21 protein-coding genes and 1 tRNA gene are annotated in these 24,761 nt (G+C 64.4%); 12 read left to right on the forward strand and 10 right to left on the reverse strand.

The annotated features are described in order from the left end of the window. Positions 1-49: 49 nt before the first annotated feature. From LB535_RS14195 to LB535_RS14205, 3 genes are all read right to left on the reverse strand, one after another. Positions 50-562, reverse strand: coding sequence for an endonuclease domain-containing protein (locus LB535_RS14195; RefSeq protein WP_224632633.1), 513 nt, complete (start codon positions 560-562; stop codon positions 50-52). Beyond that, a complete protein-coding gene (locus LB535_RS14200) occupies positions 562-2,058 on the reverse strand; it encodes an FAD-linked oxidase C-terminal domain-containing protein (RefSeq protein WP_224632634.1) in 1,497 nt (498 codons plus the stop codon). Before LB535_RS14200 ends, LB535_RS14195 begins: the two co-directional genes overlap by 1 nt. A 161-nt stretch (positions 2,059-2,219) precedes the next feature. Beyond that, a complete protein-coding gene (locus tag LB535_RS14205) occupies positions 2,220-3,542 on the reverse strand; it encodes a DUF3422 family protein (RefSeq protein ID WP_224632635.1) in 1,323 nt (440 codons plus the stop codon). Positions 3,543-3,751: 209 nt separating this feature from the next. Between LB535_RS14205 and LB535_RS14210 the strand changes: the two genes are divergently transcribed. From LB535_RS14210 to LB535_RS14220, 3 genes are read left to right on the forward strand one after another with little or no spacing between them, the layout of a single operon-like run. Further along, the gene (locus LB535_RS14210; RefSeq protein WP_224632636.1) at positions 3,752-4,555 is read left to right on the forward strand and encodes an FCD domain-containing protein; all 804 of its coding nucleotides are present in this window, start codon (positions 3,752-3,754) and stop codon (positions 4,553-4,555) included. 23 nt (positions 4,556-4,578) lie between these two features. Continuing rightward, positions 4,579-5,715, forward strand: a complete 1,137-nt coding sequence (locus LB535_RS14215) for an alpha-hydroxy acid oxidase (RefSeq protein ID WP_224632637.1) — start codon at positions 4,579-4,581, stop codon at positions 5,713-5,715. Between the two features lie 60 nt (positions 5,716-5,775). Then, positions 5,776-6,543 carry a metallophosphoesterase gene (locus LB535_RS14220; RefSeq protein ID WP_224632638.1) on the forward strand — a complete coding sequence of 256 codons (768 nt, stop codon included), beginning with the start codon at positions 5,776-5,778 and terminating at the stop codon, positions 6,541-6,543. 42 nt (positions 6,544-6,585) lie between these two features. Here the strand turns inward: LB535_RS14220 and LB535_RS28830 are convergent, their stop codons facing one another. Continuing rightward, positions 6,586-6,717, reverse strand: a complete 132-nt coding sequence (locus LB535_RS28830; protein ID WP_263481599.1) for a hypothetical protein — start codon at positions 6,715-6,717, stop codon at positions 6,586-6,588. Between the two features lie 292 nt (positions 6,718-7,009). Beyond that, entirely contained in the window at positions 7,010-7,708 is a 699-nt protein-coding gene (locus tag LB535_RS14225; RefSeq protein ID WP_224632639.1) for a type 1 glutamine amidotransferase, read from the reverse strand. Between the two features lie 85 nt (positions 7,709-7,793). On the opposite strand from LB535_RS14225, the gene LB535_RS14230 reads away from it, so the two are divergent. The 5 genes from LB535_RS14230 to LB535_RS14250 all read left to right on the forward strand — a co-directional run bounded on the left by LB535_RS14230 (position 7,794) and on the right by LB535_RS14250 (position 12,265). Beyond that, the gene (locus tag LB535_RS14230; protein ID WP_224632640.1) at positions 7,794-8,441 is read left to right on the forward strand and encodes a hypothetical protein; all 648 of its coding nucleotides are present in this window, start codon (positions 7,794-7,796) and stop codon (positions 8,439-8,441) included. Positions 8,442-8,573: 132 nt separating this feature from the next. Continuing rightward, complete coding sequence (locus tag LB535_RS14235) at positions 8,574-9,308, forward strand: 16S rRNA (uracil(1498)-N(3))-methyltransferase (protein ID WP_224632641.1); 735 nt, start codon at positions 8,574-8,576, stop codon at positions 9,306-9,308. A 272-nt stretch (positions 9,309-9,580) separates the two neighbouring features. Next, positions 9,581-10,954, forward strand: a complete 1,374-nt coding sequence (locus LB535_RS14240; protein ID WP_224632642.1) for a glutamate--cysteine ligase — start codon at positions 9,581-9,583, stop codon at positions 10,952-10,954. A 101-nt stretch (positions 10,955-11,055) separates the two neighbouring features. Further along, a complete protein-coding gene (locus LB535_RS14245; protein ID WP_224632643.1) occupies positions 11,056-11,961 on the forward strand; it encodes a DUF937 domain-containing protein in 906 nt (301 codons plus the stop codon). Between the two features lie 25 nt (positions 11,962-11,986). Further along, complete coding sequence (locus LB535_RS14250) at positions 11,987-12,265, forward strand: hypothetical protein (RefSeq protein WP_224632644.1); 279 nt, start codon at positions 11,987-11,989, stop codon at positions 12,263-12,265. A gap of 156 nt (positions 12,266-12,421) precedes the next feature. On the opposite strand, the gene LB535_RS14255 is transcribed toward LB535_RS14250, so the two are convergent. Then, positions 12,422-12,712, reverse strand: coding sequence for a DUF1127 domain-containing protein (locus LB535_RS14255; protein WP_224632645.1), 291 nt, complete (start codon positions 12,710-12,712; stop codon positions 12,422-12,424). Between the two features lie 237 nt (positions 12,713-12,949). On the opposite strand from LB535_RS14255, the gene LB535_RS14260 reads away from it, so the two are divergent. After that, positions 12,950-13,906, forward strand: a complete 957-nt coding sequence (locus LB535_RS14260) for a LysR substrate-binding domain-containing protein (RefSeq protein WP_140839452.1) — start codon at positions 12,950-12,952, stop codon at positions 13,904-13,906. Positions 13,907-13,908: 2 nt separating this feature from the next. On the opposite strand, the gene LB535_RS14265 is transcribed toward LB535_RS14260, so the two are convergent. Then, positions 13,909-16,119, reverse strand: coding sequence for an EAL domain-containing protein (locus LB535_RS14265; protein WP_224632646.1), 2,211 nt, complete (start codon positions 16,117-16,119; stop codon positions 13,909-13,911). A gap of 118 nt (positions 16,120-16,237) precedes the next feature. Here LB535_RS14265 and xseA point away from each other — a divergent pair, with 118 nt between their 5' ends. Together xseA and LB535_RS14275 are read left to right on the forward strand one after the other, a co-directional pair. Continuing rightward, on the forward strand, positions 16,238-17,803 hold the full coding sequence (gene xseA, locus LB535_RS14270) for an exodeoxyribonuclease VII large subunit (RefSeq protein WP_224632647.1): 1,566 nt from the start codon (positions 16,238-16,240) through the stop codon (positions 17,801-17,803). A gap of 7 nt (positions 17,804-17,810) precedes the next feature. Further along, entirely contained in the window at positions 17,811-18,929 is a 1,119-nt protein-coding gene (locus LB535_RS14275; RefSeq protein ID WP_224632648.1) for a P1 family peptidase, read from the forward strand. 34 nt (positions 18,930-18,963) lie between these two features. Here the strand turns inward: LB535_RS14275 and LB535_RS14280 are convergent, their stop codons facing one another. The 3 genes from LB535_RS14280 to LB535_RS14290 all read right to left on the reverse strand — a co-directional run bounded on the left by LB535_RS14280 (position 18,964) and on the right by LB535_RS14290 (position 20,317). Then, positions 18,964-19,215 carry a DUF768 domain-containing protein gene (locus LB535_RS14280; protein ID WP_095769952.1) on the reverse strand — a complete coding sequence of 84 codons (252 nt, stop codon included), beginning with the start codon at positions 19,213-19,215 and terminating at the stop codon, positions 18,964-18,966. Between the two features lie 219 nt (positions 19,216-19,434). Then, positions 19,435-19,511: transfer RNA gene (locus tag LB535_RS14285), tRNA-His, on the reverse strand. 341 nt (positions 19,512-19,852) lie between these two features. Continuing rightward, positions 19,853-20,317: a phasin gene (locus LB535_RS14290; RefSeq protein WP_224632649.1), complete on the reverse strand. Its 465-nt coding sequence runs from the start codon at positions 20,315-20,317 to the stop codon at positions 19,853-19,855. Positions 20,318-20,579: 262 nt separating this feature from the next. Here LB535_RS14290 and LB535_RS14295 point away from each other — a divergent pair, with 262 nt between their 5' ends. Further along, entirely contained in the window at positions 20,580-24,608 is a 4,029-nt protein-coding gene (locus LB535_RS14295) for a PAS domain S-box protein (RefSeq protein ID WP_224632650.1), read from the forward strand. Positions 24,609-24,761: the final 153 nt, after the last annotated feature.

Consider the following 24,761-nt stretch of genomic DNA (forward strand, 5'->3'; position numbering starts at 1 on the left):
ACGCGGGGGAGAGGTGGCTCGGGCGCAGCCCGAGACGGAGAGGGGGCCATCATAGAGCGCTATCTCCCGTCTTCCTGGCTGCGAAAATAAACCTGAGGTCGGCAGCAACTACGTCTTCGGCAAGCCGTCCTTCCAACGCCGCAAAGATCGTCTCGCAAACGCTCCTCTTGTTCTTCAAGACATCGAAGCTCCAAAACCGCAAAACCGAGAAGCCCTCGCCCCGCATGAATTCATCCCGCCGCCTGTCGTACGAACTGTCCGCGTGCTGGCTGCCATCCAGTTCCACAATCAGCTTTTCGCTCCTGCACGCAAAATCCGCGAAATACGGACCGATGGGCATCTGGCGAACGAATTTGTATCCGCCTAGCCTTCTTGCCTTCAGTTCGTTCCAGAGGATCGCTTCCGCATGGTTGTCGCCGCTACGAAGCGCGCGGGCGCGGGCAATTTTCTCGGGCGAGCGGCGGCTTGGCTGATGGGCCGCCCCCCTCTCCGTCTCGGGCTTCGCCCGAGCCACCTCTCCCCCGCTTTGCGGGGGCGAGGAACTTTGATCCTGACTCTTCATCAAAACCTCGGAATATCCGGAAACGCCACCTGCCCGCGATGCACATGCATTCTTCCCAGCTCCGCGCAGCGGCGCAGCTGCGGAAACACCTTGCCGGGGTTGAGCAGGTGGTTGGGATCAAACGCGCACTTCACCCGCATCTGCTGGTCGAGGTCGACCTGGTTGAACATTTCCGGCATCAGGTCGCGCTTCTCGACGCCGACGCCGTGCTCGCCGGTCAGGACGCCGCCGACCTCGACGCAAAGGCGCAGGATGTCGGCGCCGAAGCTCTCGGCCTTGTCCAGCTCGCCCGGCACGTTGGCGTCGTAGAGGATCAACGGGTGCAGGTTGCCGTCGCCGGCGTGGAAGACATTGGCGACGCCGAGGCCGTATTTCTCGGAGAGATCACGCATGCCGGCAAGCACGCGCGGCAGTTCCTTGCGCGGGATGGTGCCGTCCATGCAGTAATAATCCGGCGAGATACGGCCGACCGCCGGAAAGGCCGCCTTGCGGCCGGCCCAGAAGGTCAGCCGCTCCTGCTCGGATTGCGAGATGCGGCAGGTGGTCGAGCCGTTCCTGTAGGCGATCGCCTCGACGAGGCCGATCAGGTGGTCGACCTCGACACTCGGCCCGTCGAGCTCGACGATGAGCAGCGCCTCGACATCGAGCGGATAGCCGGCCTGGACAAAATCCTCGGCCGCGTGGATCGCCGGACGGTCCATCATCTCCATGCCGCCGGGGATGATGCCGGCGCCGATGATGTCGGCGACGCACTGGCCGCCCTGTTCGCTGGTCGGGAAGCCGATCAAGAGTGCGCGCGCCGTCTCCGGCTTCTTCAGGATGCGCACCGTCACCTCGGTGACGACGCCGAGCAGGCCCTCGGAACCGGTCATGACGCCGAGCAGATCATAGCCTTCCTGATCGAGATGGCTGCCGCCGAGGCGCACCACCTCGCCGTTCATCAGCACCGTCTCGATGGCCAGCACATTGTTGGCGGTGAGCCCGTATTTCAGGCAGTGCACGCCGCCGGAATTCTCGGCGACATTGCCGCCGATCGAGCAGGCGATCTGGGAGGATGGATCGGGGGCGTAATAAAAGCCCTCCTGCTCGACGGCGGTGGTGATGCCGAGATTGGTGACGCCCGGTTGGGCCACGACAACGCGATTGGGATAATCGATCTGAAGAATGCGGTTGAAGCGGCTCATAACCAGCAGCACCGCATCCTCGAGCGGCAGTGCGCCGCCGGACAGCGAGGTGCCTGAGCCGCGCGGCACGACGCGGATGTTGCGCTCGTTGCAGTATTTCAGCACGCGTGAGACCTGGGCGACCGTTTGCGGCAACACCACGACCAGCGGCAGCTGCCGGTAGGCGGTCAGGCCGTCGCTCTCGAAGGCGCGCATTTCATTGGCCGCGTCGACGACGCCCTCGCCCGGCACGATGATGCGCATGTCGGCGACGATCTCGGCGCGCCGGCGCATCGTTTCGGCATCTGGCTTGGGCATGGCTAAGCCGGACATCGGGCAGCCTCATCCGCTCTTGACTGGTCAAAATCTTTTACCAGCCCGACAGTTTTGTTGCAAATGCTGCTTTGCTTGCATTCGGCGGCGAGCGTGACGCCAAGCTTCCGCAGCGGCAATCTGCCGCTGCGGACAGACCCGCGCATGAAGATGGTTGTCCGCTACTCGCCCGGATGCTTTGCCGGCTCGGAATGCATCTTCCGCACGCGGCGCACGCCCCACCAGACGAGCAGGATGGCGACCGGCACGGAGGCCGCGGTGACCACTTCGGGCGCGAAAGCGTGACCGAAGACCGAGGCGCCCTTGGCCACATAGCCGATGAGGCCGACGACATAATAGGACACGGCGGCGACCGACAGGCCTTCGACGGTCTGCTGCAGACGTAGTTGCAGCCGGGCGCGGTTGTTCATCGAGGCCAGCAGGTCACGGTTCTGCTTCTCCACATCGACATCGACCCAGGTGCGCAGCAGCGTCGTGGCGCGGGTGAGTTTTCGCGACAGGTTGGCCTGGCGCTCCTCGACCGAGCGGCAGGTACGCATGGCGGGCGCCATGCGCCGCAAGAGGAAGCCCGCCCAGGTGTCGTAGCCTTGCACCGGCTCTTCATCCAGAGCTTCCAGCCTCGCGGTGACGATGCCGTCATAGGCGCGGCTGGCGCCGAAGCGATAGAGGCTGGACGCGGCGTCGGCTTCGAGCTCGGCGGCGAGTTCGGTGAGGTCGGCGAGCAAGGTCTGGCTGTCGCGGGTCTCGACCGCCTTCATTTCCAGTGTGGTCTGCGCCAGGCGGTCCTCGATGCGACGGGCGCGGCCTGACAGCGTCAATGCCATCGGCAGGCCAAGCATGGCCAACGTCCGATAGGTCTCGATGTCGATCAGCCGCTGCGACAGGGCGCCGGTGCTGGCCGGCGTCAGGCCGCGATCGAGCACCAGCATGCGGGTCAGGCCGTCGCCGTCCTGGCGGAAATCGGTGACGATGGCGGCAGCGCCCCGCTCGACCAGCGAATAGCACAGGCTGGTCGGGTCGAAGCCGGCGATCAGCCTTTCGCTCGCCTGCGTCCATTTGCGGATTTCCAGACGGATGCCGGAAATCACGGTGCCGGGCGGCGAGAAGCCATTGCCGAAGGGCGAATCCTCTTGCCCCCGGCCGTTTTCGGCCAGCGGCCCTTCCCAGAGATAGGTCGAGAATTCCGTATGGCGCTCCCAGCGCAGCGTGCCCTTGCCCCATTTCATCGCATGATGGCGGGCAGTGCGCTCGGGCGCGGCGATGCCCAGCCGCCGCGACAGTTCCGACAGCACGGCATGATCGACCGCGGTGCCGCCCTCGGTCATGAAGGAGAGCTGGACCAGCACGCGCGGTTTCTCGATCAGCGGATGCGGGCGGGCATGGACCTCGCCCAGCGCGCCGGGCCGTCCCTCATGCGCCGGAAAGCCCATCACGCTGCCTTGGGCGCGCGGTTGGAATTCGAGACTGGACATCTCGTCGGACACGGTTGGTCCCCCTGGTTTCGACCTTCGTGCAAACCCTGCCGTCTTGCGGCAATCGGCGGGACGCGTAAACAGCAAATATCTGCGTCCAGGCCGGTTAGCACGCGGCCGGCAATGCGACGGGCTGGACGAATTGGATAAATAATTTGACCAGTTGGCGATAGAGGCTTTAATCTGCGCCACATCCGTCCCGCTTCCCAGGCACCCTTCCGTTGAGCGACATCTTCTCCAGGATCGAGCATTCGCGCACCGCCGACGAGGTGGTGCAGCAGATCGAGAGCCTGATCCTCGAAGGCGTGCTGCGCACCGGCGACCGGTTGCCCGGCGAGCGCGAGCTGGCGCGCCAGTTCGACGTGTCGCGGCCGATCCTGCGCGACGCGCTGAAGGCGCTGGAAGGCCGCGGGCTGCTGACGACCAAAGCCGGCGGCGGCACGCATGTCGCCGACGTCATCGGCCAGCTCTTCACCAAGCCGGTGACCGATCTCATTTCCACGCACCGCAAGGCGGTGACCGACTATCTGGAATACCGGCGCGAGATCGAGGCTGTGGCGGCCGAATACGCGGCGCGCCGCGCCACGCCGGAGGACCTCGCCCTGCTCGACCGCATCATGGCACGCATGGACGAGGCGCACCGGACCGGCGATTTCGACGATGAGGCGGAAATCGACGTCGAGTTCCACCATGCCGTCTGCGAATGCGCGCACAACATCATCCTTTTGCACACGCTGCGTTCCTGCTACCGGCTGCTGTCGGAAGGCGTGTTCCAGAACAGGCTTCTGGTGTTCGGCGTGCCCGGCGCGCGCGAGGCGTTGCTCGAGCAGCACAGGGGGATCCACGCCGCGATCAAAGCGGCAGACCCAATCGCGGCGCGCAAGGCTGCGATGGACCACATCACCTATGTCGAGCGCTCGATGGCTGAAGCCGAGCGCAGCGGCGACTGGCAGCGCGTATCCAGGCTACGCCTCAGACAGCGCTCCGACGCCGGCGACATCGAACCTACACGCAAACGCTCCTAAGCACTGATTTAGCGGAAACAACCATGAGCGAAATCCTCACCATCGCCGACCTCAAGGACCTGGCACGCCGCAAGGTGCCGAAGATGTTCTTCGACTACGCCGATTCCGGCGCCTGGACGGAAAGCACCTACCGGGCCAACGAAGAGGACTTCGGCAAGATAAAGTTCCGGCAGCGCGTGCTGGTCGACATGAGCAACCGCTCGCTGGAATCGACGATGATCGGTGAAAAGGTGGCGATGCCGGTGGCGCTCGCTCCGACCGGGCTGACCGGCATGCAGCATGCCGACGGCGAGATGCTGGCGGCGCAGGCGGCGGAAGCGTTCGGCGTGCCGTTCACGCTGTCCACCATGAGCATCTGCTCGATCGAAGATGTCGCCTCAGTGACCAAAAAGCCGTTCTGGTTCCAGCTCTATGTGCTCCGCGACAAGGACTTCGTGCTCAACCTGATCGACAGGGCCAAGGCGGCGAAATGCTCGGCGCTGGTGCTGACGCTCGACCTGCAGGTCCTGGGCCAGCGCCACAAGGATGTGCGCAACGGTCTCTCGGCACCACCCAAGATGACGCTCGCCAACATCGTCGACCTTGCGCTGAAGCCGCGCTGGTGTCTGGGGATCGCGGGTACCAAGCGCCGCACCTTCCGCAACATCGTCGGCCACGCCAAGGGTGTCGGCGACGTCTCTTCGCTGTCGTCCTGGACGAACGAGCAGTTCGATCCGCATCTGTCGTGGAAGGACGTCGCCTGGATCAAGGACCGTTGGGGCGGCAAGCTCATCCTGAAAGGCATCCTCGACAAGGAGGACGCGCTGATGGCGGCTGAGACTGGCGCCGATGCGATCGTGGTCTCCAATCACGGCGGACGGCAGCTCGACGGCGCACCGTCCTCGATCTCGGTGCTGGAAGAAATCGCCGATGCGGTCGGCGACAGGATCGAAGTCCATATGGATGGCGGCATCCGCTCCGGCCAGGACGTGCTCAAGGCGCTCTGCCTCGGCGCCAAGGGCACCTATATCGGCCGACCCTTCCTCTACGGCCTCGGTGCGATGGGCAAGGACGGCGTCACCAAGGCGCTCGAAATCATCCGCAAGGAAATGGACATCACGCTGGCGCTGTGCGGTAAGCGTTTGGTAACCGACATGGGCAAGGACCAGTTGCGGCGCTAGGCCTTATTCACCGATCCGCCCTAGTTTCCCGTGGTGAACCTCACGGGAAAGACGTACGCCTTGACCGAATCTGGCATCCATTATCTCGACGCGCGCGGGCCGGACGGCATGCGGCTTTACGCGATCGGCGACGTGCACGGACGCCACGACCTGCTCGCCGCCATGCATCGCCACATCGAGAGCGAACTGGAATATGCGCCCGGGTCGGACTGGCGCATCATCCATCTCGGCGACTATGTCGACCGCGGACCGGATTCCAGAAGCGTCATCGATTTCCTGATCGAGACGCGCAAGCGCGATCCGCGCAACATCATGCTCGCCGGCAACCACGACATCGGCATGCTCGAATTCCTAGCCGAGGCAGAGCCGGACGGCCTGTTCATGAATTACGGCGGCGTGCAGACGGCGCAGTCCTATGGCGTCGACCTTCTTCACGACGGCCACTGGTACGGCAAGGCGCAAGCGATCGCCCGGGGACATATGGCCCTGGTGAAAGCGGTGCCGCACAGCCACATCGATTTCCTGCAATCGCTGACGTTTTCGGCGACCTTCGGCGACTTCTTCTTCTGCCACGCCGGGATAAGACCGGGTGTGCCGCTCGACCGTCAGAACCAGCAGGACCTGATCTGGATCCGTGACGCCTTCCATGACCATCCAGGGCTTTTTTCCAAGGTGATCGTGCACGGACACACGCCCGTCCCGGAAGCCGAGGTGAAGGCCAACCGCGTCAATGTCGACACGCTCGCCTGGAAATCCGGAACGCTAAGCGCGCTGGCCGTCAATGGCGGCGACAAACGCATCCTCGCCATGCAGGGGAAAGCGTTTTAGGCGCGATCCCGGCGCAGGCCTGCTTGCGATTTTTGACTGGGCCTAGTTCAGCGAGGCGGTGACGCCATAGCCGTCGACGGCGCGGTGGTTGGTCGCTGCGTCGGCGGCATAAATGCCCAGGCCGCAAAGCACGATGGCAGACAGCATGACAAAAGACAGGAGAGCTGCTTTCACGGACGTCATCTCTGGTTAAGCTTTCTGCATCTGGGCACGAGGCGGTTACCAATGCGTTGAAACGATAAAATGCGTGTCAATGTTTCGACGATTTCGCGCTTCTAAGCAGATTCTGTTTCGCCGGTGTGTCGGCTGGATCACACAAAAGGTTCATGGCGGTTGCATCGACGATACAAAGCGCGCCCTCTTAGAAGAGCGGCCGGACACAAACCAAGAAAGAAGAATGTTGTCCCCAGACGGAAGCGCTGAGGCGTGCCAATTATGCCACGCTTCGCCCGATCGGGGTGGATGTTCAGATCGTTGCAACCCAGGCGCGGGCTATCGCCAGACCGGCGCTATCGGCGTCGGCGCCATTGCGGGCCAGTTCGTCGTCGAGACGATCGTTCCAGTCGGGATGACGCTCGGCGATCATAGCGGCGAAGGAGGTGCTCCAGTCGCGCACCATCGGCGTATCCGCCTCGAAGTGGAACTGGAAGCCATAGACGGCGCGGCCGAGGCGGAAGGCCTGGTTTTCGGCGACCGCGCTGCCGGCGAGCCGCACGGCGTTTTCCGGCAGGCCGAACGTATCGTCATGCCATTCGAAGATCGGGAATTTCTCGGGCAGCGCCGCCATGACCGGATCCGATTTGGCGGCCGGCGTCAGCGACACCTTATGCCAGCCGAACTCGGTGGCCCCGCCGATCTGGTTGGTGCCGCCGAAAGCCCGCGCCAGAAGCTGACCGCCGAGGCAGATGCCGAGAACCGAGCGATCCTTGTCGGCGAAATCGCGTGCCAGGTCGAGCAATGCGGGGAAATAGGGACAGATCTCGTCGTCGAGCGCGTTCTGGGCGCCGCCAAGCACCACGATGGCATCGTGCCCGGTGCCGTCGCCGGGCAGCTTATCGCCGCGATAGGGCTTGCGCAGGTCGATATCGGCGCCGGCTTCCACAAGGGCAGCGCCGATCTGACCAAGGCCCTCATTGTCGAAATTCTGGACGACCAAAACCCGCATCGAAAACCTGCTGACATGAAAACGCCGGGGCGAGCGATATCATGCGGCCCGTGTTTCAGCCAAGATGCGTGCCGGAGAGAAAGCTATGCCACTGCAGAACCGGGTCGACCCTTTCGGCGCCATCCATGCCGTGCCGGAACGCGGCCTGTTCACCGGCAATCGCGGCATCATCCACGATCCCGAGACGAAGACGCTGCTGAGGAAGCGCTGGGCCTTGCCGGCCTGGATCATCTGCGTTTGCCAGTTGCGCAACGTGCGGCGCGAGCCGATGGGCCGCAACAGGCCAGGAGGAAAGGCCGGTTGGACCGAATTATTCTTCCTAGACGAGGTGACGGCGCTGGCCGCCGGCCATCGGCCCTGTTTCTTCTGCCGGCGTGAACGGGCAACCGACTTCATCAGCCGTTTCGGCAAGGCGTTCGGGATTGAAGAACCGCGCGCGCCGATGGTCGACAAACGGCTGCACAACGAGCGGCTAGCTTCCGGCGGACGGCCGCCTCTCGTGACCGCGCCGGAGCTTGGCGGCTTGCCGGATGGAACGGTGATAGCGCAGGGCGACGCTGCTTATGCGCTGCGCGGCGGCAAGGCGCGCAAATGGTCGTTCGCGGGTTATTCGAGTCCCATCGCCTTCGATCGCCTCACCGGTGGGTCGCTGCGCCTGCTGACGCCGGCGACCACCATTGCGGTACTGCGGCAAGGCTTTGCGCCTGTCTGGCATCCGACCGCCGATATTTGATGCCGCAGCCGGCCTCGCTCATTCCAAAGCAGATATCGTGGGATGTCCCACGAATATCTGCTTAGATTCCCTTGTTTTTCGAAGGTTCTGATCGCAAAACCGCGAGACACTTTTGCGGAACCTGCTTGGGCCATGCGCGCCAACTACAAAATGCAGCGGCTGTTCGTGCCCGACGATCTCGGACCCGGCCTCGAATTCGACGCCGGACAGCAGCAGAGCCATTATCTCGCCCATGTGCTGCGGCTCGGCGAAGGCGCCGAGGTGCTGCTTTTCAACGGCCGCGACGGCGAATGGTCGGCGTCGGTCACCGCGAAGTCCAAGAAGGGGGTCCGGCTGAAGGTGCTGGAACTGCAGCGGCCGCAGCCGCCGCTGCCGGACCTCGTCTATTGCTTCGCGCCCCTGAAGCAGGGCCGGCTCGATTACCTTGTGCAAAAAGCGGTCGAGATGGGCGCAGGCATCCTGCAGCCTGTCATCACCCAGCACACGCAGATGGCGAAGCCCGGCATCGAACGGCTGCGCGCCAATGTCGTCGAGGCGGCCGAGCAATGTGGCATCCTGGCAGTGCCTGAGGTGCGCGAAGCGGAGAAGCTGGAACGGCTGCTTGCCAATTGGGACAAGGAGCGACGGCTGATCTTCTGCGACGAGGATGCGTCGACCAATAATCCGCTGCCGGCCCTGCAGGCGGTAAACGAGAAGAAACTTGCGCTTCTGGTCGGACCTGAGGGCGGATTTTCCGAGGACGAGCGCAAGATGCTGAGGGCCCTGCCTTTCGTCACCGCCATCCCGCTCGGGCCGCGCATCCTGCGCGCCGACACCGCGGCAGTGGCGGCATTGGCTGTGATCCAGGCGACGATCGGCGACTGGTAGGATTTTTCATTCTTCCCTTATGCAAGGTGTCGCCGAAGGCGACTGATGAGGGGTGTTCCAGAAGACACCCGCCTCTCACTCCGCTGGAACACCCCTCATCCGTCTCGGCGCTACGCGCCGATCCACCTTCTCCCACAAGGGGGAGAAGGGAAGGTAAGCCATGCAGATCAAATCCAGTTGAGCTGTGGCTCAGGATTTTTCGCTTGATCGGCTACTGACATTTCGTCCATCTAGCGCCCGGCGGCCAGTTGATGGCTGCGGAGGGCTTTCTAATGGCGCGCGACACAACCGATACCCAGCTCATCGAAGGCGTCGACGAACTTGTCGGCTATCTGGCCGACGGCAACAAGCCGCGCGATAAATGGCGCATCGGCACCGAGCATGAGAAGTTCCCCTTCTATGTCGACGGCAACGCGCCGGTGCCTTATGGCGGCGAGCGCGGCATCCGCGCCATCCTCGAGGGAATGCGCGAAAAACTCGGCTGGGATCCGATCATGGATGCCGGCCGCATCATCGGCCTGGTCGAGCCGACTGGCCAGGGCGCGATCTCGCTGGAGCCCGGCGGCCAGTTCGAGCTTTCCGGTGCGCCGTTGGAATCGATCCACCAGACCTGCCGCGAGGGCAATGCGCATCTGGCGCAGGTGCGCGAGATCGCCGAGCCGCTCGGCATCCGCTTCCTCGGCCTCGGCGGCAGCCCGAAATGGTCGCTGGCCGATACGCCGAAAATGCCGAAGTCGCGCTACGAGATCATGACGCGCTACATGCCGAAGGTCGGCACCAAGGGCCTCGACATGATGTACCGCACCTGCACGATCCAGGTGAATCTCGACTTCGAGAGCGAAGCCGACATGCGCCGCAAGATGCAGGTGTCGCTGAAGCTGCAGCCGCTGTCGACGGCGCTGTTTGCCAACTCGCCGTTCACCGAGAGCAGGCCGAACGGCCTGCAGAGCTGGCGCGGCGACATCTGGCGCGACACCGACAACCAGCGCTCCGGCATGCTCGAATTCTGCTTCTCGCCCGATTTCGGCTTCGCCGACTATGTCGAATGGGCACTCGACGTGCCGATGTATTTCGTCATCCGCGACGGCCACTATCACGACATGACGCGCTATACGTTCCGACAGTTCATGGCGGGCGCCGCCCGCAATGAACTCCCTGACGGCCTGCCGACGATGGGCGACTGGGCAAATCATCTCTCGACCCTGTTCCCCGACGTGCGCCTGAAGCGTTTCCTCGAAATGCGCGGCGCCGACGGTGGACCGTGGCGGCGCATCTGCGCCCTGCCCGCTTTCTGGGTCGGGCTGCTTTACGACGAGCAGGCGCTTGACGCCGCCGAAGCGCTGACTTCGAGCTGGACCTATGAAGAAGCGCTGGCGATGCGCAACGCCGTGCCGGAGCAAGGCATTGCCGCGCCGTTCCGCAACGCCACCTTGCGCGACGTCACCCGCGACGTGCTCGCCATCTCGCGCATGGGCCTGAAGAACCGGGCCAAGAAGAACCGCGACGGCTATGACGAGACGTCGTTCCTCAACACGCTCGACGAAGTGGTCGCGCGCGGCACCACCAGCGCCGAGGAGATGCTGTCGGCCTACCACACGCGCTGGGGCGGCTCGATCGAGCCGGTGTTCATGGAATATGCGTATTAACCGTCCGGCATGCGCCGAGGAGTTGGCCACCGAAAGCCGCTTCAATCGGTGATGGAAACGAACTAGGCTCCTCACGAGCATGTTCTCGGAGGAGAACCCAAATGCCTTCCCTGTTCGATATTTTCACCCAGGCCCAGAACGGCGCCGGCATGCAGGCGCTGGCACAGCAATACGGGCTTTCGATGCAGCAGACGCAGGCCGCGGTGCAGGCGCTGCTGCCGGCATTCTCGCAAGGGCTGCAGCGCAACACCGCCGACCCTTACGGGATGGGTGCGTTCATGACGGCGATGGCGAGCGGCCAGCACGCCAAGTACTTCGAGGATGCTACCAGGGCCTTTTCGCCGCAAGGCATCGATGAGGGCAACGGCATTCTCGGCCATCTGTTCGGCTCGAAGGATTTGTCGCGTGCCGTGGCAGCCCAAGCCGCGCAGGCGACGGGCTTGAGCCAGCAGGTGCTGCAGCAGATGCTGCCGGCCATGGCTTCGATGATGATGGGCGGGCTGTTCAAGCAGACCAACAATCAATTGAGTGGGGGGCAGATGCAGGCCGCCGGCTTCGGCGGCAGCGGCAATCCGCTCGGCGAGATCATCGAGCAGATGATGCGCCAAGGCGGCCTCGCGCCGGCGCCGCAGCCGGCGCCCTATGGCGAGAACCCGCTCGGCAAGGTGCTGCAGGACATGTTCGGCGGCGGCGCGACGCAGCAGCCGCAGCAGACTCAACCACAGCAGACGCAAAGCCCCTATGGCGATAACCCGCTCGGCAAGATCTTCGAGGAGATGCTGCGCCAGGGCGGCGGCGGTTTCGGCATGCCTGGGGGACAACCGGCGCCGCAGCCGCAGCAGAGCGCGCCGCAACAGCCGCAAACCAATCCGAGCGGCCGGCCGCGAAACCCGTTCGACGATATCTTCGGCAAGATGTTCGAGACCGGTGCCCAGCAGCGCGACGAATATGAGAAGAGCGTCGGGACGATCTTCGACCAGTTCAAGCGCGACATGGACCGGCGGTAGGTCGCACAATGCGGTGGGTATCCAAATGACCCTGGGCGAAGTGATCGTTGAAGGCCTAATGGCGGCGACAACGATAGGCGCTGCCTTTGCCCTTTTTCGTTACGACCTCGTCAATCCACGGAATGCCCCCGGGTACAGCGATATCCGCGACGCCTTGAAGCATGGCAAACCATTGCCATCGCAATGGAAGAGCGTCGATGAAAGCAATCGCGCCGGCTATGGGATATTAGCTCTGTGCTTTCTGAGTTTCGGCATTCTGGTCTTCGCCGGTGCACGGCTGGCTGAATTCATCGACCAGTTCTAGCCAAAAAGAAAGATGCCCGGTCCTGGAGGAGAACCGGGCAGTGTGCAGGCTGGCCGGCGGGGAACCGGCAGGGAGTGTGGGAGCCTGCATGGAGCTTTGGTCGCGCGTGGCCGTGAAAAGGTTCAACGCGACCGGAAATCCAGGCGATGCGGCCGTTCAGGCTACCTGACGAGCAAGATCCTCGATCGTGTCGGCGCGCTCGCTGGCGATGGCGCGCAGCTTCACTGTCGGATCGCGGCCGAAGGGCACGGCGACGGCGACATGAAGGTCGGCGCGGGTCAGGCCGATATCGGCAAGCTCGGCGTCCGACATGTCGCCCAGGCGATAGAAGGCGCGGCGGTTTTTCCAGGCGACATAGGCGTTGGCGAGAGCATTGAGCACGCGCGTCGCAACGGCCGGACGCGTGGTGATGCGCGGGGTCTCGGAAGCGAGTTCAATCGTGGTCATGTCAGTCTCTCCTTCAGGAGTCGAGCGGACGAAACCGGGCAAACGGCGCCTTGGGAGAAGCGCCGTTCCAGTCTCCATTCATTGACGTGATGCATGTCGTCGTCCCTGAACCGGGAACCGACTTCTGGGCGACATGCACTGCTTTCATGTGAACGATGCCAATTTGCCATCGCGCGATTGATTAATCCAACGAATGTTTTTAATCTCTAGCATCAACATCAATGATAGGTTGGACCGATGAAAGCGCCGCTCGACCTCGATCAGTTGCAAACCTTCATCTCGATCGCCGACACCGGCAGCTTCACCCGCGCGGCCGAGGAGGTGCACCGGACACAGTCGGCAGTGTCGATGCAGATGCGGCGGCTGGAGGAGCGGATCGGCAAGCCGTTGTTCGAAAAGGACGGCCGCACCAACAAGCTGACCGAGGAGGGCGAAAGGCTGCTTGCCTACGCGCGGCGGCTGATCCATCTCAACCGCGAGACTTTGGCCGCCTTCGACGACCAGCGGCTGGAAGGCACGATCCGCATCGGCACGCCGGACGATTATGCCGACCGCTTCCTGCCCGAGATCATGGCGCGTTTCTCGCGCTCCAACCCGCGCGTCGAACTGACGGTCGTCTGCGAGCCGACGCCGGGGCTGGTCGAGCACATCAAGCGCGGCAATCTCGACCTGGCGCTGGTGACGCATAACGATACGCGCGGCCAATCGGAAGTGGTACGGCGCGAGCCGCTTTTGTGGGTGACGTCCGCCAACCATGCCACTCACGAACAGGAAACCCTGCCGATGGCGTTCGGCCGGCCGAACTGCATCTGGCGGCGCGCGGCGGTCGACGTGCTCGACCGGCAGAACCGCGAGTACCGCGTGCTGTTCTCCAGCTTCTCGGCCACGGTGATCACCGCGGCCGTGCTTTCCGGCCTGGCGGTCTCGGTGCTGCCGGAATGCGCGCTGCGGCCAGGCATGCGCGTGCTCGGCGAGGCCGACGGCTTCGGCCAGTTGCCGGACTGCCGCATCGGCATCATGCGCGGCCAGACCTCGCAGCCGGAGATCGTCGACGCTTTGGCCCGCCACATCGCCGAAAGCCTCGACAACATTTCCGTGCCGCTCGGCGAGGAGGCGGGAAGCTTCGACTTCGCCGCCCTCGCCTTCGCCAAGATGAAGCGGGTCAAGGCGAACCAGATCATGCCTGGCTGGTAGAGTCAGGCGCGAGCGGCGGAACGTTCCCGGTCGGCAGGTGAAACACCCGGCAGCGCAAGCAATTGGCCGGGCTCCAGCGGTGGCGACAGCAGATAGCCCTGCAACTGGCGGCAGCCCATGCCGACCAGCAAGGCCTTTTGTGCATCGGTCTCAACGCCTTCCGCGGTTACCTCGACCTTGAGCGCCTGCGCCAGCTCGATCAGTGTCTTGACGATTGCGCGCGCGCTTTCGTCCTCGTCGAGCAGATGCACGAAGGAGCGGTCGATCTTCAACTTGTCGATCGCCTGGCGGCGAAGATAGCTCAGCGAGGAATAGCCGGTGCCGAAATCGTCGAGCACGATGCAGATGCCGGATTGGCGCAGCGCGGCAATCACCGTGCCGATCGTATCATTGTGCTCGAGCAGCACGCTTTCGGTGGTCTCAAGCTGCAGGCGACAGGGATCGAGCCCGGTTTCGCTCAGGATATCGGCGACCTGCCCGGCAAAGCCGATGTCACGCAGCTGCATCGGCGAGATGTTGACCGCGATCCAGGGCAATTCGGTCCCGGCGGCAAAGCGGCAGGCTTCGCCCAGCGCCCATTTGCCCAAATCGCCGATGAGGCCGCGCTCTTCGGCGATGGCGATGAATTGCGCCGCCGGCAAAGCGCCGTGCACTTCATGGCCCCAGCGGATCAGCGCTTCAGCCCCCAGTATCGCGCGGCCGTCGGCCGCGAAAACCGGCTGATAGGCGAGCTTGATGCCACCTTCGCCCTCAAGCGCCTTGCGGAGTTCCGATTCGACCTTGCGCTTGCGCAACAAGAGATCGTCCATGTCGCCGGCAAACAGCTCGTAACGGCCACGACCGTTCTTCTTGGCCTCGTAAAGCGCGATGTCGGCCTTGCGCAACAGCTCGTCCGCGTCGATGTCCGATCCAGACGACAGCGCGATGCCGACGCTCGCGCTGACGAAGACCTGGTCGTCGATCAGCCGGAACGGCTCACGCAGCTTCAAGAGCAGCCTTTCGGCGATGTCCTCGGCGCTTCCGACGTCGGGAACGTCAAGCAGGATGACGGCGAATTCGTCACCGCCGAGCCGCGCGACGGTATCGACTTCGCGGATCGTATGCTTGAGCCGCGCCGCCGTCTGGCGCACGAGCTCGTCACCGGCCGGATGGCCGAGCGTGTCGTTGATATGCTTGAAGCGGTCGAGGTCGAGGTAAAGCAGCGCGACGCGTGTCTTGTCCCTGCTGGCGAACAGCAGCGTGCGCCGCAAACGGTCCTCGAACAGCGCCCGGTTGGGGAGGCCGGTGAGCGTGTCGTGGAAGGCAAGATATTGCGCCTGGTCCTGGCTGGTCTGCAGCGCCGTCGAGGCCCGACGCAACCTGCTCAACAGGAATACCAGCATGCCGCCCGCCAACAGCAGCGCGATCGCCAAGGCAGGAGCGATCTCGCGCACCAGAGCAAGGCCGGGCCGTAGCTGGTCCCAGCCGATATAGCCGAGGATGACGCCGCGCGAATCAACCAGCGGCACGGCGGCTGGGCCAGCCGGCTGTGACAAAGGCACCAGCCGCGCGCCATCAAGCAGGTACTTTCCGGCGATCTTGCCGATCACCGCGTTATTGATGAATTCGACCGACACATGCAGATATTCGGCGCCTTGCGCCTGGCTGATCCTGTCCGAGCTCGGCAGGAGCGGCGCGACGCTGACGATCGCTGGCGCGCCATCGAGGGACACCAGATCCTCGGCCACCATCTTCGGAGGCTGGCCGTACGCATCGGTCTGCGGCGGCCCAGCCAGCATGCGACGCAGTTTTTCGATGATTGGAAGAAGCGTGGGCTGGTCCTCGCCATAGGCGGAAGCGTCGACCACCTTGCCCTCGCGCATGGCGTGGATCGCATGATTGGCGGCGTCGAGAATATAGACCCGGTTGTGACCATAATAGGTGTACATCCAGACACTGAGATTCTCTTCGATCCAGGTCTGGTTGCCTGCCCTCACATTGATGATCGCGTCATCCCAGACCGAAACGCTTTCCTGCTCCCGCTGAACAGACGCAATCTGGTCCTTCAAACCATCGGCGATGAACATCTTTTGTCGTACGAGCGAGGCATCATCGGCCTGGCTGGCCGCGTAGAAGCCGAAGCCCACGACAATGGCTAAAGCGAAAGTGGCGAGCGTCAGCACGGTCAGCGTGACCTGACGGGTCAACGGGCTGCTGTTTTGGCGTGCGCTCATCAGGTCCCCGGCCGCTCTTCTGGGCCTGTCAAAGCAAATCGGGCTTAAGATCGCGTTATGATATTAGCGCGGTTTCGCCGCGCTTGACGCGGGCCGATAAGCGTTCCCCAATCGCGCAATGAGTGAAACAGCAACCGAATCACGCAGCAACGCCACCGAATACACGGTGAGCGAGATTTCCGGCGCGCTGAAGCGCACTGTCGAGGACGCCTTCGGCAATGTGCGGGTGCGTGGCGAGATTTCCGGCTATCGCGGCCCGCATTCGTCCGGCCATGCTTACTTCGCGTTGAAGGACGACCGCGCGCGGATCGATGCTGTTGTCTGGAAGACCACCATGGCGCGGCTGAAGTTCCGCCCAGAGGAAGGCATGGAGGTGATCGCCAGCGGCAAGCTGACCACCTACCCCGGCAAATCCAACTACCAGATCGTCATCGACAATCTGGAGCCGGCGGGCGCCGGCGCGCTGATGGCGCTGCTCGAAGAGCGCAAGCGCCGGCTGCAGGCCGAGGGCCTGTTCGATGCCGGCCGCAAGCGGCGGCTGCCCTTCATGCCTCAGGTCATCGGCGTCGTCACCTCGCCGACGGGCTCGGTGATCCGCGACATCATCCACCGCATCAAGGACCGGTTTCCGCTTCATGTGCTGGTGTGGCCGGTGAGGGTCCAGGGCGACACGACGGCCAAGGAGGTGACCGCGGCCGTCAACGGCTTCAATGCGCTGACATGGGACGGACCCATCCGCCAACCCGATCTGTTGATCGTGGCACGCGGCGGCGGCAGCCTCGAGGACCTCTGGGGCTTCAACGACGAAGGGCTGGCGCGGGCGGTGGCGGCATCCGCCATCCCGCTGATCTCGGCCGTCGGGCACGAGACCGATACGACGCTGATCGACTTCGTCGCCGACATGCGCGCGCCGACACCGACGGGCGCGGCCGAGATCGCCGTGCCGGTCAGGGCTGACCTGGAGGCTACCCTGGCCAGCCTTGCCGCGCGGCTCAACGCCTGCGCCTCGCGGCATCTGGAACGCAAGCGCCAGGCGGTGCGCGCCGCGGCGCGCGCGCTCCCCTCGCCCGACCAGTTGCTGGCGCTGCCGCGCCGCCGTTTCGACGATGCGACCAGCCGCCTCGGCCGAGGGCTGACGGTGAACATCGAGCGCAAGCGGGCGACGCTGGAGCGGCAAAGGCTGACACCGGCAACCCTGTCGCGGCGTCTCAATGAAGCGCGCACGCTGACAGGCCGCGATATTGCCCGGGCGCGAGCCGCGTTCTTCGCCATCGTGCGCGAGCGGCGCGCACGCTTCCAGCGCAATTCGATGCGCCTGTCGCCGGCGCCGATCGTCCGGCGGCAGAAGCTGCAGGCCGATACGCTGACCGGGCTGGGCCGCAGACGGGACCAGGCATTGGCGCGGCGTCTCGATCGGCTGCGCGCGGCGCTGACCCAGGCCGACCGGCTCTTGTCGACGCTGTCTCACAAGGCCGTGCTGGCGCGCGGCTTCGCGCTGGTCAAGGACGCCGAAGGCGCCGTCGTCAAAGGGGTCGCGGAGCTGGCGCCGGGCGCGGCGCTGCAGCTTGAATTCGCGGACGGCACTGCCGAGGCCATCGCAACCTCCGGCGGGGCGCGGCCGAAGCTGGCCGGAAAATCGCCCGCCAAGGCCAAGGAGCCGGGCAATCAGGGTTCGTTGTTCTGAGGTCTGAATGAGCAACCACGACCCGCATCTTCGCACCCCGTCGGGCAAGCAGCGCCTGCGCTCGTTCGGCATCGCGCTCGACGGCACGCCGGGCCTTTTCAACGCCATCACCGACGTGCCGGGCGTGTCGGTGGGCTACACGACGCTCATTTCAGGCGACGGCCCGCTGCAGGTCGGAAACGGTCCGGTGCGCACCGGCGTGACCGCGATCCTGCCAAGGCCGGTTCGGGAACTTGCGACGCCGGTGTTCGCCGGCGTGTTCAGCCAGAACGGTAATGGCGAGTTGACCGGAACGCATATCATCGAGGAAACCGGCGCCTTCAATTTCCCGGTCACCATCACCAACACGCATTCCTGCGGCGTGACCCGCGATGCCACCTTGCGCTGGATGCATCGCGTCTTGCCGGCTGCGCTCGATAGCGGCTGGGGCCTGCCGGTGGCGGCAGAGACCTATGACGGCTTCCTCAACGACATCAACGGCCATCATGTGAGCGTCGACCATGTGACCACGGCACTCGACAGCGCCAGCGGCGGCGCCATCGAGGAAGGCAGCGTCGGTGGCGGAACCGGCATGATAAGCTTCGGCTTCAAGGCCGGATCCGGCACCGCCTCGCGCATCGTCGGATGGCGGGACCGGCGCTACACGCTTGGTGTCTTCGTGCAGGCGAATTTCGGCAAAAGGCACAATTTCACCATTCGCGGCCGGCGTGTCGGCCCGGAATTGGCCCAACCGGCCATCCGCGAGGGCACGCCGCGCGCCGAAAAGGGTTCCATCATTGCCGTCATCGCCACCGACGCGCCGTTGCTGCCGCATCAGATGAAGCGGCTCGCCCGGCGCGTGCCGCTCGGCATTGCCGTGACCGGGGGCTATGGCTATCACAGTTCTGGCGATATTTTTCTCGCCTTCTCGACCGCCAATGCCGAGGCCGCGCTTGCGCCTTCAGGCCGCATCGCCCGCGCGGAATTCATCCCGGACGTCGACATCGACCCGTTCTTCGACGCGGTCGTGCAAGGCGTGGAGGAAGCGATCCTCAACGCATTGGTTGCCAATGCGGATATGACGGGGCGCGACGGCAATTTCGTGCCGGCGCTGCCGAAGGAATGGCTGGAGGAAAAATTCGGCTGAGAAACGGCGCCGCCGGCCCGTGGCGGGCCGGGGTTTATTCCGGTTTGTCCGGGTTGACTTCGCTGCTGCCCTCTTCAACGGCTTCCTCGAGGCGCGACGCGATCAATTCCTGGATGTCGCCGACCTCTTCCTGGATGTCCTCCAGCAGAATGCCTGCCTCGGCGGCCTTGGCGCAGCATTCCTTCGCAAGGGTCTCGGCCTGCTTGTCGATCTTGATCGGCAAATGCTGGCATTGGACTTTCTCGCCAATCCATCCGCGCAAGAACTCGATCGCATGTTCACTCATACTGCTTTTTTCCCTAGCGGCAAAGCCGGTTGGTCGTCATGAACGTCCGCATCCCTGCAAAGGATGCATGCTCCATTCGAGCCGAGTCGGCCTCGACCGGCAAGACACCTTGTCCATGGGACAATATATCTCGCCCTAGAGACAAGAGAGCTTGCCCATGGTCCGCGGAGCCGAAGGAATGGAAGGGTTCAAGGTGCACGTTCAGATCATCGAGAGTGATGGTACCGTTGGCTGGGATCGAACCAGCGACCTCCGGATCCACAATCCGGCGCTCTAACCAGCTGAGCTACAACGGCCTGCCTGCCTGAGCTGGATCGAGGTGAAAGCTTCATTCTCCGTGATCCGCTCTGTCGTTCGGCGATGCGTCAAATACGGGCTATCGGATTCTAATTCAAGGGCCTTGATAAGGTAAACGATTGGTTTCCTCATTCGCCTTTCGTCAAGGCAAAAGAAAAGGCCGGCGGGAGGAGGTGCCGGCCTTTTCCTGTTACGAGCCAGCGGGAGGAGGTGCTGGCTGGTCACCCCGGAATGGAGGGAGGAGGTTCCATTTCCGGGTATCTGATTGCTCAACCTATCGCACGACTATTTGTCTGACGAAATGCGACGTTTTGATGCATCGCAAGGTTGTGCGCTGAAATCAGGCGGCCTTGACGTCCTTCATCGCCTTCTCGAAGGCGCTCTTGACCGGCTTGGAGACGTCCTCGACCGCCTTGGTGGCAACGGTCTGGAACTCCTTGGCCTGCTCAACGGCCATTTCGACGCGCTTGCGCAGGAAGGAGGTCTGCAGCTCGACGACTTCCGAAAGGGTCTTCGCGCCGACCAGGGCTTCGAGGTGCGAGAAGCTGGCCTCGGCATTGGCGCGCAGCGCGGCGATGGTCTTCAGCGAAACGTCGCTGGAAACGATCTTGGCGGTCTCGTAGGTCGACTCCAGAACCTTCTGGGTCTCCTCGGCGCCGGTCTTCAGCTTGGCATAGGCTTCCTTCGACTGCTCGACGCCCTTCTCGGCGAAGGCGCGGATCTGGTCGGTGGCCTTGGAAGCATCAAAGCTCGGGAATTCGACGTTTTCGATGGTCTCGGCGGATTTGGCAGTGGTCTTGGACATTTTCCAACCTTTCGCGGCAGCGGCTTTGACAGAAAGCCGTCTCGTTCATGTATGATGGCAATATAAAGGACTTTTTTGTGCATTGCAATATCTTTGCTGCATCGCACCATAAAATCTTTCCCCTGCGTCAGCCACGAGAGCCGTTAACCAAGAGCCCAGAGATTTCGACCGATGCAAGCTTAGGCTTGTGGACCTCCGGGCCGCGGGCTTTTATTAACAAAGCGTTAACTGAAAATGCCCGCTCCGGAGGGTTGGCCAGCGCATGCCGCCTGAAAACTACTCCTTCCTCGACGTTGCCGTGCTCGACGCGGTGCGCCAGCGCTTTGCCGCGGGCGATGCTTTGGTCATTTTGGCCGTCGACCTCGAACAGGTAATCTGGGCGAACGGTCCGGGGGCGTCGGCCTTCGGCTATCCGGATATCGAGGCCATCATCGGCGCCTCGGCGCGGCTGCCGCTGATCGCCCGCCGGCAGATCATGGCGACCAGCGGTTTTCCCGACATCGGCAGCGACCGCGCCGTCACGGTGAGGCTGGCCACCGGCATGGAAAGCCGCGCCGTCGGCTTTCTGGCCAGCGCAGTGACGATGCCGGACGGCGAGGCGGCAATCATGCTGGCGGTGCCGGCGGCGCAGACCACTTCGCGCAGCGCCGGCGAGATCGCCAGCCGCGCCATCGGTGGCTTTACCGAGGCCGGGCATTTCATTGCCTTTGTCGACGCGAAAGGCGAGGTCGAGGCAGCCTCGGACGGCTTTGCGGCGCTCGGCATCGAGCCGCGGACGTTGGCTGCCCTGGTTGCGGATGTGGCGAGCAGCGGCGACCGCATCGTCAAACGCCTCGTGCCGGGCACCGACACCGCCTACCCGGCCGGTTTTGCGCGGCTCACCGATACGCGGCATCTGCTGGTGGTGATCGACGAGGCGCAGCTCGAGGACTCCGATAGCGGCCAGGACGATCGGGCGGCCGCCGGCCAAGACGATCGGACCGGCGATCAGGGAGTTGCGGCGCCAGAGGCGGTCAGCGCCCCGCCGCAAGGTGAAAGCGCGGCAATCGAGCCCGAGTCTCAGCCTGCCCAGGACAACCCAGTGCCTACCGTGGCGGCTGGCAAAGAGGACGAGCCGGCGCCAGAGGCTCCCGACGGCGACGCACAGCCCGACGCGGAGAGCCGGACCTTGGCCGGCCAGCGGCCTACCCGGACAGACCATCAGGCCGATGCCGCCGGCGCCGGCCAGCACGACCATTGGTATTTCAATGCCGGCGACGATGGCGCCGGGCATGCTCAACCGGCAGCGCCGGCGAAGGACGAGCCGGAAGGTGCCGCCGCAGCTGAAGGCCAAGATGCTGGCGAAGCCGCTGCACGCGAAACTACCAAATCAGTCCAGCCGGGCCTGCCGCGCGGCATCGACCGGTCGGCGGCCCCATTGCGCTTCGTCTGGCGCACCGACGCCGAAGGTCGGTTCAGCGCGCTGTCGCCCGAATTCGCCGACATCGTCGGCCAGCCTGCCGCCGATGTGATCGGTCGCCGCTTCAAGGATGTCGCCGCCACTTTCGGCCTCGACGCCTCGGGCGAGATCGCCGGCCTGCTCGACCGGCGCGATACCTGGTCCGGCCGCTCGGTGCTGTGGCCGGTGGCCGGAACGGGTCTGAAGATCCCCGTCGATCTGGCGGCCCTGCCCGTCTATGGCCGCAGCCGCGCCTTCGAGGGTTTTCGCGGCTTTGGCGTCGCGCGCAGCGCCGACGCCGTGGTCGATCCGGAAGCGCTTGGCATGGCTCTGGTGCCGAATGCCGCTCCTGCCGGGGCCACCTCCGGCGGGGCCGACGCGTCGGGCGATCAGCCGGCAGAGCAGACGCCTCTGGAAAAGCCAAGGCCCGAAGACCCCTTCCGGGGCGAAGTGCCGGCGCTGACCATCGTGCCGAAGCCGGAGCGACGCTTTGCCGACAAGGTGATAAGGCTGGCCGAGCATCGCCAGCCGGCCAACGACAAGCAACCGGGAAGCGACGCGCCGGCAAATCACAAGGGCCTGTCGATCCTCGAGCGCAGCGCCTTCCGCGAGATCGGCGAGCGGCTGCGCAAGGACAGTTCCGCCCCTGCCGAGGAACGCGCCCCCGAAGCCGACAAGCGGCCCGATGCCGCTGTTGCCAGCGAGGACGCGGCAACGGTGAAGGAAGCGGCCAGCGAAACAAGGGCCGCCGCAAGCCAGCCGCTTCCACCCGTTGCGGCGGAGCACGACGATTCCGCCCAGGGCGCGACCTTGTCCGCGCCGGAAACCTCGGAAGCCGACGACGCAAAGGCCGCGGAAGCGGAGACCGAGGCGGAAGACCAGGAAGATCTGGCGCGGCTCGACGGCATCGATGGCGCCGCCGAGGTAGACGACGCCGGCCTGGCCGAGACCTCGGCTGTTTCCGGCTCGCTGCTCAACTTTGCCGATGGCGAGAAACCCACGGAAGACGCCGGCGTCGCGCCGGTTTCCCAGAACGAGCAAGCAGAGGGCGCCCGGGAGGACGCCGAACCTGCTGCCGCGAAGCCGCAGCGGCCCGTCGAAGAGCCTGCGGCGCAGCCGGTCGCGGCCGGGCAGCCCGCCTCCGATGCGACGGCCGACGACAGCATGACCGCCGACGACTTCCGCGATGCGCAGGACAATGAGGACTGGGCAGGCTCCGATGCGGATGCCGCCAAGGCCGCGGAAGAACAGCCGGAAGAACTGGACGCGACAGCCGCGACGCGGCGACGCCTCGACGTGCCGCCGCTTAAACTTTCCGGTTTTGTGCCGTCCGCGTTTTCGACCGGAGAGGAAGTCAAGGCCCCCGACACGTCCATCCTCGCCAGGCTGCCGGTGCCGCTGCTCATCCATTCGGGCGACATGCTGCATTATGCGAATGACGCCTTCCTCGAACTCACCGGCTATGATGCGCTGGACGACCTCGCGGATGCAGGCGGCCTGGGCGCGCTCTTCGCCGACCCTTACGCCGAGGACACCGCGGCGGAGGAAAGCGACCACTCGCTGAAGCTCAGGACCCGCCAGGGCCTGGAATTCCCGATCGACGCGCTGCTGCGCTCGGTGCCGTGGCGCGGCGGCAAGGCGCTGATGCTGGTGGTGCGGCGTTCCGGCGAGGACGATGCGGCGCACTTCACCGCCGCGAATGACGAGCCGGCGCTGCAGCCGGACGTGCCGGAACTGAAATCGCGCATTGCGGAGATGCGCACCATCATCGATACCGCTACGGACGGCGTCGTGCTGATCGGCCGCGACGGCAACATCCGCTCGATCAGCCGGCCGGCGGAAGCGCTGTTCGGTTTCGACAGCGACGAGGTCGCGGGCAAGCCCTTTGCCTCGCTGTTTGCCATAGAAAGCCAGCGCGCGGCGCGCGACTATCTGGCCGGGCTTTCGGAGCCGGGTGTCGCGAGCGTCTTGAATGACGGCCGCGAGGTCATCGGCCGCGAGGCGCAGGGGCGTTTCATCCCGCTGTTCATGACCATCGGCAGGCTGCCCAACGACAGCGGCTTCTGCGCCGTCGTGCGCGACATCACGCAATGGAAGCGGGCCGAGGAAGACCTGACGCAGGCACGCGCAGTGGCCGAGCGCGCCTCCTCGCAGAAGACGGATTTCCTGGCCCGCATCAGCCACGAGATCCGCACTCCGCTCAATGCCATCATCGGCTTTTCCGAACTGATGGTAGACGAGAAATTCGGTCCGATCACCAACGACCGCTATCGCGACTACCTGCGCGACATCAACCGCTCGGGCAACCATGTGCTCGACCTCGTCAACGACCTGCTCGACATCTCCAAGATCGAGGCAGGCCAGCAGGAGATGGATTACGAGGCGGTGTCGCTCAACGACACGCTGGCCGAGACGGTGGCGATGATGCAGCCGCAGGCCAATCGCGAACGGGTCATCATCCGCTCCAGCTTCGCCTCGCGGCTGCCGGAAGTGGTGGCGGATCTGAGAAGCGTACGCCAGATCGCCCTCAACATCCTGTCCAACGCCATTCGCTACACCCAGGCCGGCGGCCAGGTGATCGTCTCGACCGCCTACGAAGCCTCGGGCGACGTCGTCATGCGCGTGCGCGACACCGGCATCGGCATGACCCAGGCCGAGATCGAGCAGGCGCTGAAACCGTTCAAGCAGATCAATGCGCTGAAGCGCGGACGCGGCGACGGCACCGGCCTCGGCCTGCCCCTCACCAAGGCCATGGTGGAGGCGAACCGCGCCCGCTTCGCCATCACCTCGACGCCAGGCGAAGGAACCCTAGTCGAGGTCGGCTTCCCCTCCACGCGCGTGCTCGCCGAATAACATTGCACGCGACAGCGACGGCCAAAGAAAAAGGCGTCCAAGAGGACGCCTTGAGAAATGGGATGCTGTCACAACGGCTTGAGCAGAACCTCAGGGGACGAGGAACGGGATTTCTCCCTCAAGTTACACGCGACTATCAGCGTCGTCTCTTAA

Source organism: Mesorhizobium sp. CA10, assembly GCF_020165285.1.
Lineage (GTDB): Bacteria > Pseudomonadota > Alphaproteobacteria > Rhizobiales > Rhizobiaceae > Mesorhizobium.

What these genes read in the sequence shown, in the direction of transcription:
- LB535_RS14195 (WP_224632633.1), bottom strand. Translation starts at nt 562, where the DNA reads ATGAAGAGTCAGGATCAAAGTTCCTCGCCCCCGCAAAGCGGGGGAGAG.
- LB535_RS14200 (WP_224632634.1), bottom strand. Translation starts at nt 2,058, where the DNA reads ATGTCCGGCTTAGCCATGCCCAAGCCAGATGCCGAAACGATGCGCCGG.
- LB535_RS14215 (WP_224632637.1), top strand. Translation starts at nt 4,579, where the DNA reads ATGAGCGAAATCCTCACCATCGCCGACCTCAAGGACCTGGCACGCCGC.
- LB535_RS14225 (WP_224632639.1), bottom strand. Translation starts at nt 7,708, where the DNA reads ATGCGGGTTTTGGTCGTCCAGAATTTCGACAATGAGGGCCTTGGTCAG.
- LB535_RS14230 (WP_224632640.1), top strand. Translation starts at nt 7,794, where the DNA reads ATGCCACTGCAGAACCGGGTCGACCCTTTCGGCGCCATCCATGCCGTG.
- LB535_RS14235 (WP_224632641.1), top strand. Translation starts at nt 8,574, where the DNA reads ATGCGCGCCAACTACAAAATGCAGCGGCTGTTCGTGCCCGACGATCTC.
- LB535_RS14240 (WP_224632642.1), top strand. Translation starts at nt 9,581, where the DNA reads ATGGCGCGCGACACAACCGATACCCAGCTCATCGAAGGCGTCGACGAA.
- LB535_RS14245 (WP_224632643.1), top strand. Translation starts at nt 11,056, where the DNA reads ATGCCTTCCCTGTTCGATATTTTCACCCAGGCCCAGAACGGCGCCGGC.
- LB535_RS14250 (WP_224632644.1), top strand. Translation starts at nt 11,987, where the DNA reads ATGACCCTGGGCGAAGTGATCGTTGAAGGCCTAATGGCGGCGACAACG.
- LB535_RS14255 (WP_224632645.1), bottom strand. Translation starts at nt 12,712, where the DNA reads ATGACCACGATTGAACTCGCTTCCGAGACCCCGCGCATCACCACGCGT.
- LB535_RS14260 (WP_140839452.1), top strand. Translation starts at nt 12,950, where the DNA reads ATGAAAGCGCCGCTCGACCTCGATCAGTTGCAAACCTTCATCTCGATC.
- LB535_RS14265 (WP_224632646.1), bottom strand. Translation starts at nt 16,119, where the DNA reads ATGAGCGCACGCCAAAACAGCAGCCCGTTGACCCGTCAGGTCACGCTG.
- xseA (WP_224632647.1), top strand. Translation starts at nt 16,238, where the DNA reads ATGAGTGAAACAGCAACCGAATCACGCAGCAACGCCACCGAATACACG.
- LB535_RS14275 (WP_224632648.1), top strand. Translation starts at nt 17,811, where the DNA reads ATGAGCAACCACGACCCGCATCTTCGCACCCCGTCGGGCAAGCAGCGC.
- LB535_RS14280 (WP_095769952.1), bottom strand. Translation starts at nt 19,215, where the DNA reads ATGAGTGAACATGCGATCGAGTTCTTGCGCGGATGGATTGGCGAGAAA.
- LB535_RS14290 (WP_224632649.1), bottom strand. Translation starts at nt 20,317, where the DNA reads ATGTCCAAGACCACTGCCAAATCCGCCGAGACCATCGAAAACGTCGAA.
- LB535_RS14295 (WP_224632650.1), top strand. Translation starts at nt 20,580, where the DNA reads ATGCCGCCTGAAAACTACTCCTTCCTCGACGTTGCCGTGCTCGACGCG.